This window comes from Streptomyces sp. NPDC049915, from assembly GCF_040656475.1.
Classification (GTDB): domain Bacteria; phylum Actinomycetota; class Actinomycetes; order Streptomycetales; family Streptomycetaceae; genus Streptomyces.
In genome coordinates this window covers 235286-250641 of record NZ_JBFAMH010000002.1, presented here as the reverse complement: position 1 = coordinate 250641, position 15356 = coordinate 235286, and the positions used below count along the sequence as shown (strand labels likewise).

The 15356-nt window shown below is 69.1% G+C and carries 15 protein-coding genes and 1 pseudogene; 12 read left to right on the top strand and 4 right to left on the bottom strand.

All coding sequences use genetic code 11. The annotated features are described in order from the left end of the window. The first annotated feature begins 82 nt into the window (after positions 1-82). From AB0J12_RS03540 to AB0J12_RS03490, 11 genes are all read left to right on the top strand, one after another. Positions 83-1426 (top strand): MraY family glycosyltransferase, encoded by a 1344-nt coding sequence (locus tag AB0J12_RS03540; protein WP_363262497.1) that lies wholly within the window; start codon positions 83-85, stop codon positions 1424-1426. Positions 1427-1741: 315 nt separating this feature from the next. After that, positions 1742-2164 (top strand): hypothetical protein, encoded by a 423-nt coding sequence (locus tag AB0J12_RS03535; protein WP_363262495.1) that lies wholly within the window; start codon positions 1742-1744, stop codon positions 2162-2164. A 225-nt stretch (positions 2165-2389) separates the two neighbouring features. Further along, positions 2390-3214 carry a F0F1 ATP synthase subunit A gene (gene atpB, locus AB0J12_RS03530; RefSeq protein ID WP_363262494.1) on the top strand — a complete coding sequence of 275 codons (825 nt, stop codon included), beginning with the start codon at positions 2390-2392 and terminating at the stop codon, positions 3212-3214. Positions 3215-3288: 74 nt separating this feature from the next. After that, entirely contained in the window at positions 3289-3513 is a 225-nt protein-coding gene (gene atpE, locus AB0J12_RS03525; protein ID WP_228623583.1) for an ATP synthase F0 subunit C, read from the top strand. Between the two features lie 51 nt (positions 3514-3564). Continuing rightward, positions 3565-4095, top strand: a complete 531-nt coding sequence (locus AB0J12_RS03520) for a F0F1 ATP synthase subunit B (protein ID WP_363262493.1) — start codon at positions 3565-3567, stop codon at positions 4093-4095. Continuing rightward, positions 4092-4913: a F0F1 ATP synthase subunit delta gene (locus AB0J12_RS03515; protein WP_363262492.1), complete on the top strand. Its 822-nt coding sequence runs from the start codon at positions 4092-4094 to the stop codon at positions 4911-4913. The genes AB0J12_RS03520 and AB0J12_RS03515 overlap by 4 nt, the downstream gene beginning before the upstream one ends. A 139-nt stretch (positions 4914-5052) precedes the next feature. Next, positions 5053-6642: a F0F1 ATP synthase subunit alpha gene (atpA, locus tag AB0J12_RS03510; RefSeq protein ID WP_363262491.1), complete on the top strand. Its 1590-nt coding sequence runs from the start codon at positions 5053-5055 to the stop codon at positions 6640-6642. A 21-nt stretch (positions 6643-6663) separates the two neighbouring features. Next, a complete protein-coding gene (locus AB0J12_RS03505) occupies positions 6664-7581 on the top strand; it encodes a F0F1 ATP synthase subunit gamma (protein WP_363262490.1) in 918 nt (305 codons plus the stop codon). Then, a complete protein-coding gene (atpD, locus tag AB0J12_RS03500; RefSeq protein WP_363262489.1) occupies positions 7582-9018 on the top strand; it encodes a F0F1 ATP synthase subunit beta in 1437 nt (478 codons plus the stop codon). A gap of 113 nt (positions 9019-9131) precedes the next feature. Further along, positions 9132-9506, top strand: a complete 375-nt coding sequence (locus tag AB0J12_RS03495; protein WP_363262488.1) for a F0F1 ATP synthase subunit epsilon — start codon at positions 9132-9134, stop codon at positions 9504-9506. Positions 9507-9638: 132 nt separating this feature from the next. Further along, positions 9639-10085: a DUF2550 domain-containing protein gene (locus AB0J12_RS03490; RefSeq protein WP_363262487.1), complete on the top strand. Its 447-nt coding sequence runs from the start codon at positions 9639-9641 to the stop codon at positions 10083-10085. 62 nt (positions 10086-10147) lie between these two features. On the opposite strand, the gene AB0J12_RS03485 is transcribed toward AB0J12_RS03490, so the two are convergent. The 3 genes from AB0J12_RS03485 to AB0J12_RS03475 form a co-directional block, all read right to left on the bottom strand. After that, complete coding sequence (locus tag AB0J12_RS03485) at positions 10148-11971, bottom strand: glycoside hydrolase family 18 chitinase (protein ID WP_363262486.1); 1824 nt, start codon at positions 11969-11971, stop codon at positions 10148-10150. 123 nt (positions 11972-12094) lie between these two features. After that, positions 12095-12736: a response regulator transcription factor gene (locus AB0J12_RS03480; RefSeq protein ID WP_363262485.1), complete on the bottom strand. Its 642-nt coding sequence runs from the start codon at positions 12734-12736 to the stop codon at positions 12095-12097. Beyond that, on the bottom strand, positions 12733-13890 hold the full coding sequence (locus AB0J12_RS03475; RefSeq protein WP_363262484.1) for a histidine kinase: 1158 nt from the start codon (positions 13888-13890) through the stop codon (positions 12733-12735). Before AB0J12_RS03475 ends, AB0J12_RS03480 begins: the two co-directional genes overlap by 4 nt. Before the next feature lie 152 nt (positions 13891-14042). Between AB0J12_RS03475 and AB0J12_RS03470 the strand changes: the two are divergent. Further along, positions 14043-14510, top strand: a pseudogene (locus AB0J12_RS03470) (hypothetical protein); the annotation flags it as partial. Between the two features lie 272 nt (positions 14511-14782). Here the strand turns inward: AB0J12_RS03470 and AB0J12_RS03465 are convergent. Next, positions 14783-15355 carry a cob(I)yrinic acid a,c-diamide adenosyltransferase gene (locus AB0J12_RS03465; RefSeq protein WP_363262483.1) on the bottom strand — a complete coding sequence of 191 codons (573 nt, stop codon included), beginning with the start codon at positions 15353-15355 and terminating at the stop codon, positions 14783-14785. Position 15356: the final 1 nt, after the last annotated feature.

Here is a 15356-nt window from a genome sequence, read left to right as displayed (position 1 = left end):
GGCTACCCGGAAGTCCACAACCATATGCGCACCTCGCTAGGGTGTGGGGCTGAGATGGCCAGCGAGACCTGTGGGGAAGCCTGTGCGTGAATACCTGCTGACGCTCTGCATCACGGCCGCGGTGACGTATCTGCTGACAGGGCCGGTACGGAAGTTCGCCATCGTGGCCGGCGCGATGCCGGAGATCCGGGCACGCGACGTGCACCGCGAGCCCACTCCGCGGCTCGGCGGGATCGCGATGTTCTTCGGCATGTGCGCGGGCCTGCTGGCCGCCGACCATCTCACCAACCTCAACGAGGTCTTCGAGAAGTCCAACGAGCCCCGCGCCCTGCTCTCGGGCGCGGCACTGATCTGGCTGATCGGTGTGCTGGACGACAAGTTCGAGATCGACGCCCTGATCAAGCTGGGCGGCCAGATGATCGCCGCCGGTGTGATGGTGGTCCAGGGGCTGACGATCCTGTGGCTGCCGGTCCCCGGCGTCGGCACGGTCGCGCTCACCCAGTGGCAGGGCACGCTGCTGACCGTGGCGCTCGTCGTGATCACCATCAACGCGGTGAACTTCGTCGACGGCCTGGACGGTCTGGCGGCCGGCATGGTGTGCATCGCGGCGGCCGCGTTCTTCATGTACGCCTACCGCGTCTGGTACTCGTACGGCATCGAGGCGGCCGCTCCGGCGACGCTGTTCGCGGCCGTGCTGATGGGCATGTGCCTGGGTTTCCTGCCGCACAACATGCACCCGGCGCGGATCTTCATGGGCGACTCCGGTTCCATGCTGATCGGGCTCGTGCTGGCGGCGGGCGCGATCTCGGTGACCGGGCAGGTCGACCCGGACGTGATGAACCTGTTCGCCGGGTCCGAGCGCAACACCGTGCACCAGATGGTGCCGGTGTACATCCCGCTCCTGCTCCCGCTGAGCATCATCGCGATCCCGGCCGCCGACCTGATCCTGGCGATCGTGCGCCGCACCTGGCGCGGCCAGTCGCCGTTCGCCGCGGACCGCGGGCATCTGCACCACCGGCTGCTGGAGATCGGCCACTCGCACAGCCGGGCCGTGCTGATCATGTACTTCTGGTCGGCGCTGATCGCGTTCGGCGCGCTGGGCTACTCGGTCAACTCGGCTTCGATGTGGATCGTGTTGGGCGTGGTCGCCCTCAGCGCGATCGGCCTGGTGCTGCTTCTGCTGCCGCGGTTCACGCCGCGCGCCCCGGCCTGGGCGGAGCGGTTCGTGCCGCCGCGCTACCGGCGCCGCCGTCGCCGCGTCATCGCCGAGCCCGCCGCCCGGCGCGCGCACCCGGCCGACGAGGACGAGACGGAGCGCACCCCCGTCGCGGCCGGCACCCCGGGCGTCTCCGGAGTCAACGGCGCCACCGCGATCGGCCCCCGTTCGCGCCTGCACGACCGGCGGAAGGCCGGTACCTCGCGCTGACCCGCGGCGCTGACGCCAAGGTAAGAATCTGACTAGAGCATTGCCAAGTCGTGGGGGAGTATTTCGGCGCAATACCAGACAAATGGGCGCCGAAACCGCACAGACGCGCACGGTCACTCTCATGTGTGACAGCAAGCACATCCGACAGGTAAAGACTGCATCAAATAGTTTGTGATACGGTTCACGAGAACCCCGGAGAGAGCCGAAGGACCCTAGTGCGAGGGTCCGTCGACGCGAGGTCCACACCCCCTCGGCCGGGACTACGCTCGTCCATGACGACACCCCTTGCCCCCTGTGAAAAGCGGAGTTGCCGCCATGCCGTCCAACGACGTCCGGATCCTGGCCCAGGCTGCCGTGCCCACTGCCGCCGTCGGCGCTGTCGCCGCCGTCGTGAGCGGTGTGGTCGCCGGCGGCAAGGGCGCGATCGGGGCCGTCGTCGCGACGCTGGTGGCGATGCTGTTCATGGGCATCGGTCTCTACGTCCTGCAGCGCACCGCCAAATCGCTTCCGCACCTCTTCCAGGCGATGGGCCTGATGCTCTACGCGGCGCAGATCCTGCTGCTGTTCGTCTTCGTCGCGGCCTTCAAGCACACGACGTTGTTCAACCCCAAGGCCTTCGCGCTGACGCTCGTCGCGGTCACGCTCGCGTGGATCGCCGCGCAGACGCGTGCCCACATGAAGGCCAAGATCCTCTACGTCGAGCCCGACAAGTCTGAGAAGACGGGTCACTCGTCGTGAGGGGTAGGGCCGGGATAAAGACGCATGAGAGATCCTGCTATCGTCCGGTGCCAACTGCGGCATCGCGGGCGCGGGCATCTGAGCTGACGCCTGCTCGATCGCGAGGCGAGATGCCCCCACGCCGCCCCCACATCCGTAACACCAGTCCCGTGCCGAACCGCGGCCTCACGCCGCGCCGACACCACGAGGTTGCCGTACCTATGCGCCACGCTGAAGGAGCCCGCGGTGAGTGCTGACCCGACGCAGACGCTCGCTTTCGACTCGAGCTGCCACCTGTTCAACGGGTGCGGTTTCGACACCGTCGCTCCGGGCCTGCACTCGTTCCTCTTCAAGCCGATCTGGGGCGACACCGACGGCATCTACTTCAACAAGCCGATGCTGCTGGCCCTGCTGGGCTCCATCATCGTGGTGGGCTTCTTCTGGGCCGCGTTCGCCAAGCCCAAGGTCGTCCCGGGCAAGATGCAGATGGTCGCGGAGGCCGGTTACGACTTCATCCGCCGCGGTGTCGTCTACGAGACCATCGGCAAGAAGGAAGGCGAGAAGTACGTCCCGCTCGTCGTCTCGCTCTTCTTCTTCATCTGGATGATGAACCTCTGGTCGATCATCCCGGTCGCCCAGTTCCCGGTCACCTCGATCATCGCGTACCCGATGGTCCTGGCCGCGATCGTCTACCTCGTCTGGGTCCCGCTCACCTTCAAGCGGCACGGTTTCGTCGGCGCCTGGAAGAACATCACCGGCTACGACAAGTCGCTCGGCGCCGTGCTCCCGCTGGCCATGACCATCGAGCTCTTCTCGAACCTGCTGGTCCGCCCGTTCACGCACGCCGTCCGGCTCTTCGCGAACATGTTCGCCGGCCACACGCTGCTCGTGCTCTTCACGGTCGCCAGCTGGTACATGCTGAACGGCATCGGCATCGCCTACTCCGGTGTCTCGTTCATCATGACGATCGTGATGACCGCCTTCGAGCTGTTCATCCAGGCCGTCCAGGCGTACGTCTTCGTCCTGCTGACCTGCTCCTACATTCAGGGCGCGCTCGCCGAGCACCACTGAGCCACCCCGCCCCGCACCCCTTGGTCGTCCGGTGGCCAACCCCCACCGGTCCGTAAAGAAAAGGAAGAACTGGCATGTCCCAGACCCTTGCCGCTGTCACTGGCTCGCTCAGCTCCGTCGGTTACGGCCTGGCCGCCATCGGCCCCGGCGTCGGCGTCGGCATCATCTTCGGCAACGGCACCCAGGCCCTCGCCCGCCAGCCCGAGGCGGCCGGTCTGATCCGCGCCAACCAGATCCTGGGCTTCGCGTTCTGTGAGGCGCTGGCCCTGATCGGCCTCGTCATGCCGTTCGTCTACTAAGACGGACGACAGCGACAGCCCCATTCGACGAAAGGCACTGATGTGAACCTCATGGTTCTGGCGGCCGAGAAGGAGAACCCTCTCGTTCCGCCGTGGCCCGAGCTCGTCATCGGCCTGATCGCCTTCGTCATCGTCTTCGGCTTCCTCGCCAAGAAGCTCCTTCCGAACATCAACAAGGTTCTGGAAGAGCGTCGCGAGGCCATCGAGGGCGGTATCGAGAAGGCCGAGGCCGCGCAGACCGAGGCCCAGAGCGTCCTCGAGCAGTACAAGGCCCAGCTCGCCGAGGCCCGGCACGAGGCCGCGCGCCTGCGCCAGGAGGCGCAGGAGCAGGGTGCCACGCTCATCGCCGAGATGCGTGCCGAGGGCCAGCGGCAGCGTGAGGAGATCATCGCCGCCGGCCACGCGCAGATCGAGGCCGACCGCAAGGCCGCCGCGTCCGCGCTCCGGCAGGACGTCGGCAAGCTCGCCACGGAGCTGGCCGGCAAGCTCGTCGGCGAGTCCCTGCAGGACCACGCCCGGCAGAGCCGCGTGATCGACCGTTTCCTCGACGAGCTTGAGGAGAAGGCCGAGGCGACTCGATGACCGCGCACGGAGCGAGCCGCGAGGCCCTGGCCGCCGCACGCGAGCGTCTGGACGCACTGACGGACAACACGGCTGTGGACGCGGCGAAGCTCGCCGACGAGCTGGCCGCCGTCACCGCGCTGCTGCACCGCGAGGTGTCGCTGCGTCGGGTCCTCACCGACCCGGCGCAGGCCGGTGAAGCCAAGGCCGAGCTGGTCCAGCGCCTGCTCGGCGCCCAGGTCAGCGGCGAGACCGCCGACCTGGTGGCCGGCCTGGTCCGCTCCCGCTGGTCGCAGTCCCGGGACCTGGTGGACGTCCTCGAGGAGTTGGCGGACGTCGCCGACCTCACGGCCGCCCAGCGGGCGGGCACGCTCGACGACGTGGAGGACGAGCTGTTCCGGTTCGGCCGGATCGTCTCCTCCAGCACCGAGCTGCGCGCCGCGCTGACCAACCGCAAGGCCGGCGCCCCGGCCAAGGGCGAGCTGCTGCGCAGCCTGCTCGGCGGCCGCGCCAAGGCCACCACCGAGCGTCTGGTCACGCGCCTTGTGACCGCGCCGCGGGGACGTAGCCTGGAAGCGGGACTCGAGTCCCTGTCCAAGCTCGCCGCCGACCGCCGGGACCGCACGGTCGCCGTCGTCACCTCGGCGGTGCCGCTGAGCGACGGCCAGAAGCAGCGCCTCGGCGCCGCGCTGACCAAGCTCTACGGCCGTCGTATGCACCTCAACCTCGACGTGGACCCCGAGGTCCTCGGCGGGATCCGGGTGCAGGTCGGTGACGAGGTCATCAACGGCTCCCTCGCGGACCGGCTGGAAGACGCCGCCCGTCGCATGGCGAGCTGAGCGGCGCTCGGCAAACCGAACAAGCAGTACGTAATTACGGCCCTGGTTGGGCCGTGCAGAGGATTCACCTCCTGTTGGGGGGAGTCCCCATCCCCCCAAAGTGAAACTTCGGGCCCAACAAGGAGAGCAGGGAACCCAGATGGCGGAGCTCACGATCCGGCCGGAGGAGATCCGGGACGCGCTGGAGACCTTCGTCCAGTCGTACAAGCCGGACGCGGCCTCGCGCGAGGAAGTCGGTACGGTCACCGTCGCCGGCGACGGCATCGCCAAGATCGAGGGTCTGCCCTCGGCCATGGCGAACGAACTGCTGAAGTTCGAGGACGGATCCCTCGGTCTCGCGCTGAACCTGGAAGAGCGCGAGATCGGTGCGGTCGTCCTCGGCGAGTTCAGCGGCATCGAGGAGGGTCAGCCGGTCACCCGTACCGGTGAGATCCTCTCCGTGGCGGTCGGCGAGGGCTACCTCGGCCGAGTCGTCGACCCGCTCGGCAACCCGATCGACGGCCTCGGCGAGATCGAGACCGACGGCCGCCGCGCCCTCGAGCTGCAGGCCCCCACGGTCATGCAGCGCAAGTCGGTGCACGAGCCGATGGAGACGGGCTACAAGGCCGTCGACGCCATGACCCCGATCGGCCGTGGCCAGCGTCAGCTGATCATCGGTGACCGTCAGACCGGCAAGACCGCGCTGGCCGTCGACACGATCATCAACCAGCGCGACAACTGGCGCTCCGGCGACCCGAAGAAGCAGGTCCGCTGCATCTACGTCGCCATCGGCCAGAAGGGCTCCACCATCGCGTCGGTCCGCCGCGCGCTGGAGGAGAACGGCGCGCTGGAGTACACGACCATCGTCGCCGCCCCGGCGTCCGACCCGGCCGGCTTCAAGTACCTGGCGCCCTACACCGGTTCCGCCATCGGCCAGCACTGGATGTACCAGGGCAAGCACGTCCTGATCATCTTCGACGACCTGTCGAAGCAGGCCGACGCCTACCGTGCCGTGTCCCTGCTGCTGCGCCGCCCGCCGGGCCGCGAGGCCTACCCGGGTGACGTCTTCTACCTGCACTCCCGTCTGCTGGAGCGCTGCGCGAAGCTCTCCGACGAGATGGGCGCGGGCTCGATGACCGGTCTGCCGATCGTCGAGACGAAGGCCAACGACGTCTCGGCGTTCATCCCGACCAACGTCATCTCCATCACCGACGGCCAGTGCTTCCTGGAGTCCGACCTGTTCAACGCCGGTCAGCGTCCGGCCCTGAACGTCGGTATCTCGGTCTCCCGAGTCGGTGGCTCCGCGCAGCACAAGGCCATGAAGCAGGTCTCCGGCCGTCTGCGCGTGGACCTCGCCCAGTTCCGTGAGCTGGAGGCGTTCGCCGCCTTCGGTTCCGACCTGGACGCCGCCTCCAAGTCCCAGCTGGAGCGCGGTCAGCGCATGGTCGAGCTGCTGAAGCAGGACCAGTACCAGCCGATGTCCACCGAGGACCAGGTCGTCTCCGTGTGGGCCGGCACCACCGGCAAGATGGACGAGGTTCCGGTCGCCGACATCCGCCGCTTCGAGAAGGAGCTGCTGGAGTACCTGCACCGCAAGGAGCAGGGCCTCATGACCTCCATCCGGGAGGGCGGCAAGATGTCCGACGACACCCTGACGGCCGTCGCCGACGCGATCGCGGAGTTCAAGAAGCAGTTCGAGACCTCGGACGGCAAGCTGCTCGGCGAGGACGCCCCGTCCGCCGCCAAGTGACGTAAGGAAGGGACCTGACTCATGGGAGCCCAGCTCCGGGTCTACAAGCGTCGCATCCGATCCGTCACCGCGACCAAGAAGATCACGAAGGCGATGGAGATGATCGCCGCCTCGCGCGTCGTCAAGGCGCAGCGCAAGGTGGCGGCCTCCACTCCCTACGCGACCGAGCTGACGCGGGCCGTCACGGCCGTCGGTACGGGTTCGAACACCAAGCACCCGCTCACCACGGAGGCGGACAACCCGAGCCGTGCCGCGGTCCTGCTCCTCACGAGCGACCGCGGTCTGGCCGGCGCCTTCAACTCCAACGCCATCAAGGCCGCGGAGCAGCTGACCGAGCGCCTGGAGCGCGAGGGCAAGCAGGTCGACACGTACATCGTCGGCCGGCGCGGTGTCGCCCACTACAACTTCCGTGAGCGCACGATCGCGGAGTCGTGGACGGGCTTCACCGACGAGCCGTCGTACGCGGACGCCAAGAAGGTCGCGGCGCCCCTGATCGAGGCGATCGAGAAGGACACGGCCGAGGGTGGTGTGGACGAGCTCCACATCGTCTTCACCGAGTTCGTCTCGATGATGACGCAGACGGCGCTCGACGCCCGGCTGCTTCCGCTGCGTCTCGAAGAGGTCGCCGAGGAGGTCAAGCCGCAGGGCGAGATCCTCCCGCTGTACGACTTCGAGCCGTCGGCGGAGGACGTCCTCGACGCCCTGCTTCCGCGCTACGTGGAAAGCCGTATCTACAACGCGCTGCTCCAGTCGGCCGCTTCGAAGCACGCCGCCACGCGGCGCGCGATGAAGTCGGCCACCGACAACGCGGGCGAGCTGATCAACACGCTCTCCCGTCTTGCCAACGCGGCCCGCCAGGCCGAAATCACCCAGGAAATCAGCGAGATCGTCGGTGGCGCGAGCGCCCTCGCCGACGCGACCGCGGGGAGTGACCGATAAATGACCACCACTGTTGAGACCGCGACGGCTACGGGCCGCGTCGCCCGGGTCATCGGCCCGGTCGTCGACGTGGAGTTCCCCGTCGACGCGATGCCGGAGATCTACAACGCCCTGCACGTCGAGGTCGCCGACCCGGCGAACGAGGGCGCGAAGAAGATCCTGACCCTGGAGGTCGCCCAGCACCTGGGTGACGGCCTGGTCCGCACCATCTCCATGCAGCCCACCGACGGCCTGGTCCGCCAGGCCCCGGTGACGGACACCGGCTCCGCCATCTCCGTCCCGGTCGGCGACTTCACCAAGGGCAAGGTGTTCAACACCCTCGGTGAGGTGCTGAACGTCGACGAGACTTACGACGGCGAGCGCTGGCCGATCCACCGCAAGGCGCCGAACTTCGACGAACTCGAGTCGAAGACCGAGATGTTCGAGACCGGCGTCAAGGTCATCGACCTGCTGACCCCGTACGTCAAGGGCGGCAAGATCGGCCTGTTCGGCGGCGCCGGCGTCGGCAAGACGGTGCTCATCCAGGAGATGATCTACCGTGTCGCCAACAACCACGACGGTGTCTCCGTGTTCGCCGGTGTCGGTGAGCGCACCCGTGAGGGCAACGACCTGATCGAGGAGATGTCCGACTCGGGCGTCATCGACAAGACCGCTCTGGTCTTCGGTCAGATGGACGAGCCGCCGGGCACCCGTCTGCGCGTCGCGCTGGCCGGCCTGACCATGGCCGAGTACTTCCGTGACGTCCAGAAGCAGGACGTGCTGTTCTTCATCGACAACATCTTCCGCTTCACGCAGGCCGGTTCCGAGGTCTCCACGCTGCTCGGCCGTATGCCGTCCGCGGTGGGTTACCAGCCGAACCTGGCCGACGAGATGGGCCTCCTCCAGGAGCGCATCACGTCGACCCGCGGTCACTCGATCACCTCGATGCAGGCGATCTACGTCCCCGCCGACGACCTGACCGACCCGGCCCCGGCGACCACCTTCGCCCACCTCGACGCGACGACGGTTCTGTCCCGTCCGATCTCCGAGAAGGGCATCTACCCGGCCGTGGACCCGCTGGACTCCACGTCCCGGATCCTGGACCCGCGCTACATCTCTGCGGACCACTACAACGCGGCCATGCGCGTGAAGAACATCCTGCAGAAGTACAAGGACCTCCAGGACATCATCGCGATCCTCGGTATCGACGAGCTCGGCGAGGAGGACAAGCTCGTCGTCCACCGTGCCCGTCGTGTGGAGCGCTTCCTGTCCCAGAACACCCACGTCGCCAAGCAGTTCACCGGCGTGGACGGCTCGGACGTGCCGCTCGACGAGTCGATCGCCGCGTTCAACGCGATCTGCGACGGTGAGTACGACCACTTCCCCGAGCAGGCGTTCTTCATGTGCGGTGGCCTCGAGGACCTCAAGGCCAACGCCAAGGAGCTGGGCGTCTCCTGAACTCCCTGAGTTCGGTGTGAGGGGGCGGGCGCGTCCCGCCCCCTCACGCACGCCCCGTAGAATTGACCCCAACACCCGGCAGAACCGCCGGGTGGTGACCCGAGGAGCCACCCTTGGCTGCTGAGCTGCATGTCGAGCTGGTCGCCGCCGACCGTCAGGTCTGGTCCGGCGAGGCCACCCTGGTCGTCGCGCGCACCACGTCCGGCGACATCGGCGTCATGCCCGGTCACCAGCCGCTGCTCGGTGTGCTGGAGTCGGGCCCGGTGACCATCCGGACGAGCGAGGGAGGGACGGTCGTCGCCGCGGTGCACGGCGGTTTCATCTCGTTCGCCGACAACAAGCTGTCGCTGCTCGCGGAGATCGCCGAGCTGTCCGACGAGATCGACGTCCAGCGCGTGGAGCGAGAGCTCGAGCGCGCGAAGGCGGAGGGCGATGCCACGGCCCAGCGCCGCGCCGACGTACGACTGCGTGCGGCGACGGCCCGCTGAGACGCGAGCACGCCTTACGATGACCTACTCAGCCGCGGTCGGCACCGGAGTGATCCGGAGCCGACCGCGGCTGAGGCAGATCTGGATGTTTTTTCCGTTCCGTTACCTTGGAGTCGAGGAGGTCGGTAGTCGATGGTCCTCGCTCTGACTGTGTGCGGAGTCGTCGTTGCCCTCGTGGTACTGGGTCTGTTCGTCTTCGGTCTGCGGCGCAGGCTGATCCAGCGCTCCGGGGGCACCTTCGACTGCAGCCTGCGCTGGGACGTGGCGGAGAATCCCGACACGAGCGGAAAAGGCTGGTCGTACGGGGTGGCCCGGTACAGCGGCGACCGCGTCGCCTGGTTCCGGGTCTTCTCCTACGCCCCGCGTCCGCGCCGGGTCCTGGAGCGCGGCTCCATCGAGGTGGCGGGACGCCGGCTGCCGGAGGGTGAGGAGGAGCTGGCGCTGCTGTCCGACGCCATGATCCTCGTCTGTCTCCATCAGGGCACGCGCCTCGAACTCGCGATGAGCGAAGACGCGCTGACCGGTTTCCTCGCGTGGCTGGAGGCAGCCCCGCCCGGACAGCGAGTGAATGTGGCGTAGCCACATTCACCCTCCCCCGGACGAAGCTGAGGGAGGGTGAACGGGCGTCATCGCGGTTGCGGTTACAGGTTGCTGCTGATCGCGTTCACCAGCTCGCCGTTCGCGGTGTCACCGCTGAACTCCCAGAAGAACGCGCCGCCGAGTCCCTGGTTCTTGGCCCAGCTCATCTTGGAGCCGATGGTGGCGGGGGTGTCGTAGGACCACCAGTTGCTGCCGCAGTGGGCGTACGCGGTGCCGGCGATCGTGCCGGTGGCCGGGCAGGACGTCTTGAGGACCTTGTAGTCCTCGATGCCCTGCTCGTAGGTGCCGGCCGCAGGTCCCGTGGCGGTGCCGCCCGGGGCGTCCTGGGTGACGCCGGTCCAGCCGCGGCCGTAGAAGCCGATGCCGATGAGCAGCTTGTTCGCGGGCACCCCGATCGCCTTGAACTTGGCCATCGCGTCGGCGGTGGTGAAGCCCGCCTTCGGGATGCCGCTGTACGAGGTGAGCGGGGAGTGCGGGGCGGTCGGGCCCTTGGCGTCCCAGGCGCCGAAGAAGTCGTACGTCATCACGTTGTACCAGTCGACGTACTGGGAGGCGCCCGCGTAGTCGGCGGCCTCGATCTTGCCGCCGGCCGAGCCGTCCGCGGTGACCGCGGCGGTGACCAGGTTGTTCGCGCCGAACTTGGCGCGCAGCGCGGACATCACGTTCTTGAAGGCCGCGGCGCCCGAGGTGTCACAGGACAGGCCGCAGGCGTTCGGGTACTCCCAGTCGATGTCGATGCCGTCGAAGACGTCGGCCCAGCGCGGGTCCTCGACCAGGTTGTAGCAGGACTGGGCGAACGCGGCCGGGTTCTGCGCCGCCTGGCCGAAGCCGCCGGACCAGGTCCAGCCGCCGAAGGACCAGAGCACCTTGATGTTCGGGTACTTCGCCTTCAGCTCGCGGAGCTGGTTGAAGTTGCCCCGCAGCGGCTGGTCCCAGGTGTCGGCGACGCCGCTGACGGACTGGTCGGCGGTGAAGGCCTTGTCGTAGTCGGCGTAGGAGTCGCCGATGGCGCACTGGCCGTTGGTGACGTTGCCGAAGGCGTAGTTGATGTGGGTGATCTTGGCGGCGGAGCCGGAGGTCACCAGGTTCTTGACGTTGTAGTTGCGGCCGTAGATGCCCCACTCGGTGAAGTAGCCGAGCTTGACCTTGCCGCCGCCGGTGGGCGGGGGAGTGGTGGTGCCGCCGGTGGTGTGCACCTTGACCGCGCCGCTGACCGGGCCGGTCTGGTCGGCGGTGTCGCGGGCCTGCACGGTGTAGGAGTAGTCGGTGCCGGCGCTCAGCCCGGTGTCGGTGTACGACGTGGTCGTCACCGTCGCGACCTTGGCGCCGTCGCGCAGCACGTCGTAGTTCTTGACGCCCTTGTCGTCGGTGGCCGCGCCCCAGCCGATCTTCGCCGAGGTGTCGGTCACGGAGGAGGCGGTCGGGGTGCCCGGCGCGGAGGGCGCCGCGTCACCCGGGACGGTGGTGCCGTCGCAACTGTCGCCGTTGAGCTTGCAGTTGGACGGGGAGCCCGGGCCGGCGCCGTTGAAGCCGAAGGAGACGGCGGCGCCGGGGGCGATGGTGCCGTTGTAGGACTTGTTCTTCGCGGTCCAGTGGGTGCCGGAGGAGGTGACGTCGGCGTCCCAGGCGGAGGTGACGGACGTGCCGGTGGGGAAGTCCCACTCGATGGTCCAGGAGCTGATGCTGCTGGTGCCGGTGTTCTTGACGGTCCACTGGCCGCCGAAGCCGGTGCCCCAGTCGCTGGTCTTGGTGAAGGTCGCCGTCGCGTTGCCCGCTGCCTGGGCGGGACCCGCGAGGCCGACGAGGCCGGCCAGGGGGAGCAGCAGGGTCGCGAACCCTGCCGCGGCCCGGTGTCTGAAGCGCATGGAGCGCCTCCTCTGTATGTGGGGATGTCAGGGGCATGACTGAGCCTTCATGCCACGGTGCCGCGAGAATAGAAAGGTCTGGACCACGGGTCAATAGGTCTGGACCAGTTGGCGGAAGGTGCTCTAGATCCCCAACTCCTGCGCGAGCACCGCCGCTTGCACCCGGCTGCGCAGCTCCAGCTTGCCCAGCAGTCGGCTGACGTGCGTCTTCACCGTCGCCTCGGCCATCTCCAGCCGCTCGGCGATCCCCGCGTTCGACAGCCCCTGCCCGAGACAGGACAGCACCTCGCGCTCGCGCCGGGTGAGGACGTCGAGAACGGCCGGATCGGTCCTTGCCTCCCGCGTCGGCCTGGCCGCGAACTCGGCGATCAGCCGCCGGGTGACCGCGGGCGCGACGATCCCTTCCCCGCGGGCCACCGTGCGCACCGCCTCGATGAGGTCGCTCGCCTCGGCGCTCTTCAGCAGGAACCCGGCCGCGCCCGCGCGCAGCGCGCCGAAGACGTACGCGTCGAGGTCGAAGGTGGTCAGCACGAGGACGTCCGCGAGCCCCTCCGCCACCACCTGCCGGGTCGCCGACACCCCGTCCAGACGCGGCATCTGGACGTCCATCAGCACCACGTCCGGCCGCAGCTCCCGGGCCAGCGCCACCGCCCGTTCCCCGTCCTCCGCCTCCCCTGCGACCTCGATTCCGGGCGCGCTGCGCAGGATGAGCACCAGCCCGGCGCGCACGGCGGACTGGTCCTCGGCGACGAGGACACGGATCACCGCGGGCCTCCCTCCGACAGGGGCAGAGTCGCGTGTACGACCCAGACGGCGCCCTCGGGCCCGGCCGTAAACGCCCCGCCGAGCAGGGAGGTCCGCTCCCGCATGCCGACGAGCCCGGCGCCGGCGCCGGGGGCGCGGGGACCGGAGTGACCGTCGTAGGGGCTGGTCACGGTGACGTCGAGGCGGTGGTCCCGGCGGGCCAGCGACACGGTGACCCGGCCGGCGGAGGCGTGCTTGAGGGCGTTGGTCAGGGACTCCTGGACGATGCGGTAGGCGGCGAGGCCGACCGGTGCGGGCAGCGGGCCGTGCCCGGCGTCCAGGCGGACGTCGAGTCCGCCCGCGCGGGCCGCCTCGACGAGCGCGCCGAGTCTGTCCAGGGTGGGCGCGGCGGCCGGTTCGTGATCGCCGCTGCCGTCGCGCAGGATGCCGATCAGCCGCCGCATCTCGGCCAGCCCGTCGACGCTGTTCTCCCGGATGACGGCCAGCGCCTCCCGGGTGGTCGCCGGGTCGTCGATGGACAGGGCGGCGGTGGAGTGGATGGCGATGGCCGACAGGTGATTGGCGACGAGGTCGTGCAGCTCCCGCGCGACGCGCGCCCGCTCCGCCGTGACGGCCTGCGTCCGGTCCAGCTCGGCCAGCAGCGCGGTCTGCTCGGCCCGCAGCCGGGCGGCTTCGGCGGCGTCGCGGTGGTTGCGCACCAGCGCCCCGGTGGCGGCCGGGGCGAAGGACACCACGGCCGCGCCGAGGCCGACGAACAGCGCCTGCGGGCTGCGCCACCAGATCAGGAAGCCGAGCGTGACGCCGACGCTGGCCAGCCCGGTGACGACCGGGACCCGCCGGGCGGCGGCCGGTGAGCCGTACAGCACGGCGGCGTAGGCGAGATCGGTGTACATCAGGATGGTGGCCGCGTTGCCCGTGGTGAACATGTCGAAGACGAGCGCCAGGGAGCCCACCGCCAGGGCGAACTGCGGCCGGGTGCGGCGCAGCAGCTCCAGGGCCGCCATCACCGCCAGCGAGATCAGCCCCCACGTGGACGACAGCACCCCGCTGCCCGAGGTGTACAGGCCGAGCGCCCACATCACGACCCCGCCGAGCAGCCCGGCGACGGCGACGTACACGTCGAACCGGTGCGGTCGGGGGAGTGTCACGGCCATGCCCTTATCCAACACGGCCCGTGACCCCCACGCGTGCACCCCGGGAAGGGTCCCGGACTGCATCTTTCGATGTACCGCGAGTTCGTCTCCGGCGACGACGAAAACGGCGCCGGGCGGCGGAAGCCTGGAGGGACGAACGAAGGGAGCGAACCGTGATCGTCGGGTTGATCATCGCCTGCGAGGTGGCCTTCTGGGTGCTGCTCGCGGCCGGGCTGGCCTTCCGCTACGGCCTGAGGATGCCGCGCACGGGCCTGGCGCTGCTGCTGTGCGAGCCGCTGCTGGAGGTCGTGCTGTTCGCCGTCACCGCGATCGACCTCAAGAACGGCGCCCAGCCGGACTGGCGGCACGGGCTGGCGGCGGTGTACATCGGCTTCACGGTGGGACTCGGGCACGCGACGATCAAGTGGGCCGACGCCCGGGTGGCCCACCGTTTCGCGGGCGGCCCGCCGCCGGTGCGGCCGCCGAAGTACGGCGCGGCCCGCGCCGTCCACGAGTGGAAGGTCGCGGGCCGCTGGGTCCTGGCGTCCATGGTCGCCCTGGCCCTGCTCCAGGCGGCCGTCTGGTACGTCGGCGACGACGGCGACACGGGTTCACTGCGCGCCTGGCAGATGCGGATGGTGTGACTGATCGGCATCAACGTGGTGATCGCGGCGAGCTACACGCTGTTCCCGAAGCGGGCGCCGGCCCGATCCGACTGACGAGGCCCGCGTCCGCATACGGTGGCGCCATGGACGACCCGGCGGACTTCGATGCGCTCGAGGGGGCGGCCGACGAGCTGCTCGCGCGCGAGGCGCTAGCGCACCCTGGAGGCGGAGCGCGACGTATCACGTGCATCCCTGGAGGATGTGCTGGCAGATATCCTCGGACGGCCTTCGGACGTGCCTGGCGGAGCCTAGCGCTCGCCCCCCGGGACCCACAGCACGTCGCCGGTCTCCTTGTTCGCCGTGCGGGCGAGGATGAAGAGGAGGTCGGAGAGGCGGTTGAGGTACGTCGCCGTCAGGGGGTTCATGACGTCTCCGTGGGCCTCCAGGGCCGCCCATGTCGAGCGCTCCGCGCGGCGTACGACCGTGCACGCCTGGTGGAGCAGGGCCGCGCCCGCGGTGCCGCCCGGGAGGATGAAGGAGCGCAGCTTCTCGAGCTGCTCGTTGAAGCGGTCGCAGTCCGCCTCCAGGCGGTCGATGTAGAACTGCTCGACCCTGAGCGGCGGGAACTCCGGGTTCTCCACCACCGGCGTCGACAGGTCCGCGCCCACGTCGAACAGGTCGTTCTGCACGCGGGTGAGGACCTTGACGACCTCCTGACCGAGGTTGCCCAGCGCGATCGCCGTGCCGATCACCGCGTTGGCCTCGTTGGCGTCGGCGTACGCGGCGATGCGCAGGTCGGTCTTGTGGACCCGGCTCATGTCGCCGAGGGCGGTGGTGCCCTGGTCGCCGGTCCTGGTGTAGATGCGCGTCAGATTGACCATG

Excerpts from the sequence above, each read along its gene's own strand:
- AB0J12_RS03520 (WP_363262493.1), top strand. The coding sequence starts at position 3,565 with ATGGTTCTGGCGGCCGAGAAGGAGAACCCTCTCGTTCCGCCGTGGCCC.
- AB0J12_RS03490 (WP_363262487.1), top strand. The coding sequence starts at position 9,639 with ATGGTCCTCGCTCTGACTGTGTGCGGAGTCGTCGTTGCCCTCGTGGTA.
- AB0J12_RS03475 (WP_363262484.1), bottom strand. The coding sequence starts at position 13,890 with ATGGCCGTGACACTCCCCCGACCGCACCGGTTCGACGTGTACGTCGCC.
- AB0J12_RS03485 (WP_363262486.1), bottom strand. The coding sequence starts at position 11,971 with ATGCGCTTCAGACACCGGGCCGCGGCAGGGTTCGCGACCCTGCTGCTC.
- atpD (WP_363262489.1), top strand. The coding sequence starts at position 7,582 with ATGACCACCACTGTTGAGACCGCGACGGCTACGGGCCGCGTCGCCCGG.
- AB0J12_RS03535 (WP_363262495.1), top strand. The coding sequence starts at position 1,742 with ATGCCGTCCAACGACGTCCGGATCCTGGCCCAGGCTGCCGTGCCCACT.
- AB0J12_RS03465 (WP_363262483.1), bottom strand. The coding sequence starts at position 15,355 with ATGGTCAATCTGACGCGCATCTACACCAGGACCGGCGACCAGGGCACC.
- atpE (WP_228623583.1), top strand. The coding sequence starts at position 3,289 with ATGTCCCAGACCCTTGCCGCTGTCACTGGCTCGCTCAGCTCCGTCGGT.
- atpA (WP_363262491.1), top strand. The coding sequence starts at position 5,053 with ATGGCGGAGCTCACGATCCGGCCGGAGGAGATCCGGGACGCGCTGGAG.
- AB0J12_RS03505 (WP_363262490.1), top strand. The coding sequence starts at position 6,664 with ATGGGAGCCCAGCTCCGGGTCTACAAGCGTCGCATCCGATCCGTCACC.
- AB0J12_RS03515 (WP_363262492.1), top strand. The coding sequence starts at position 4,092 with ATGACCGCGCACGGAGCGAGCCGCGAGGCCCTGGCCGCCGCACGCGAG.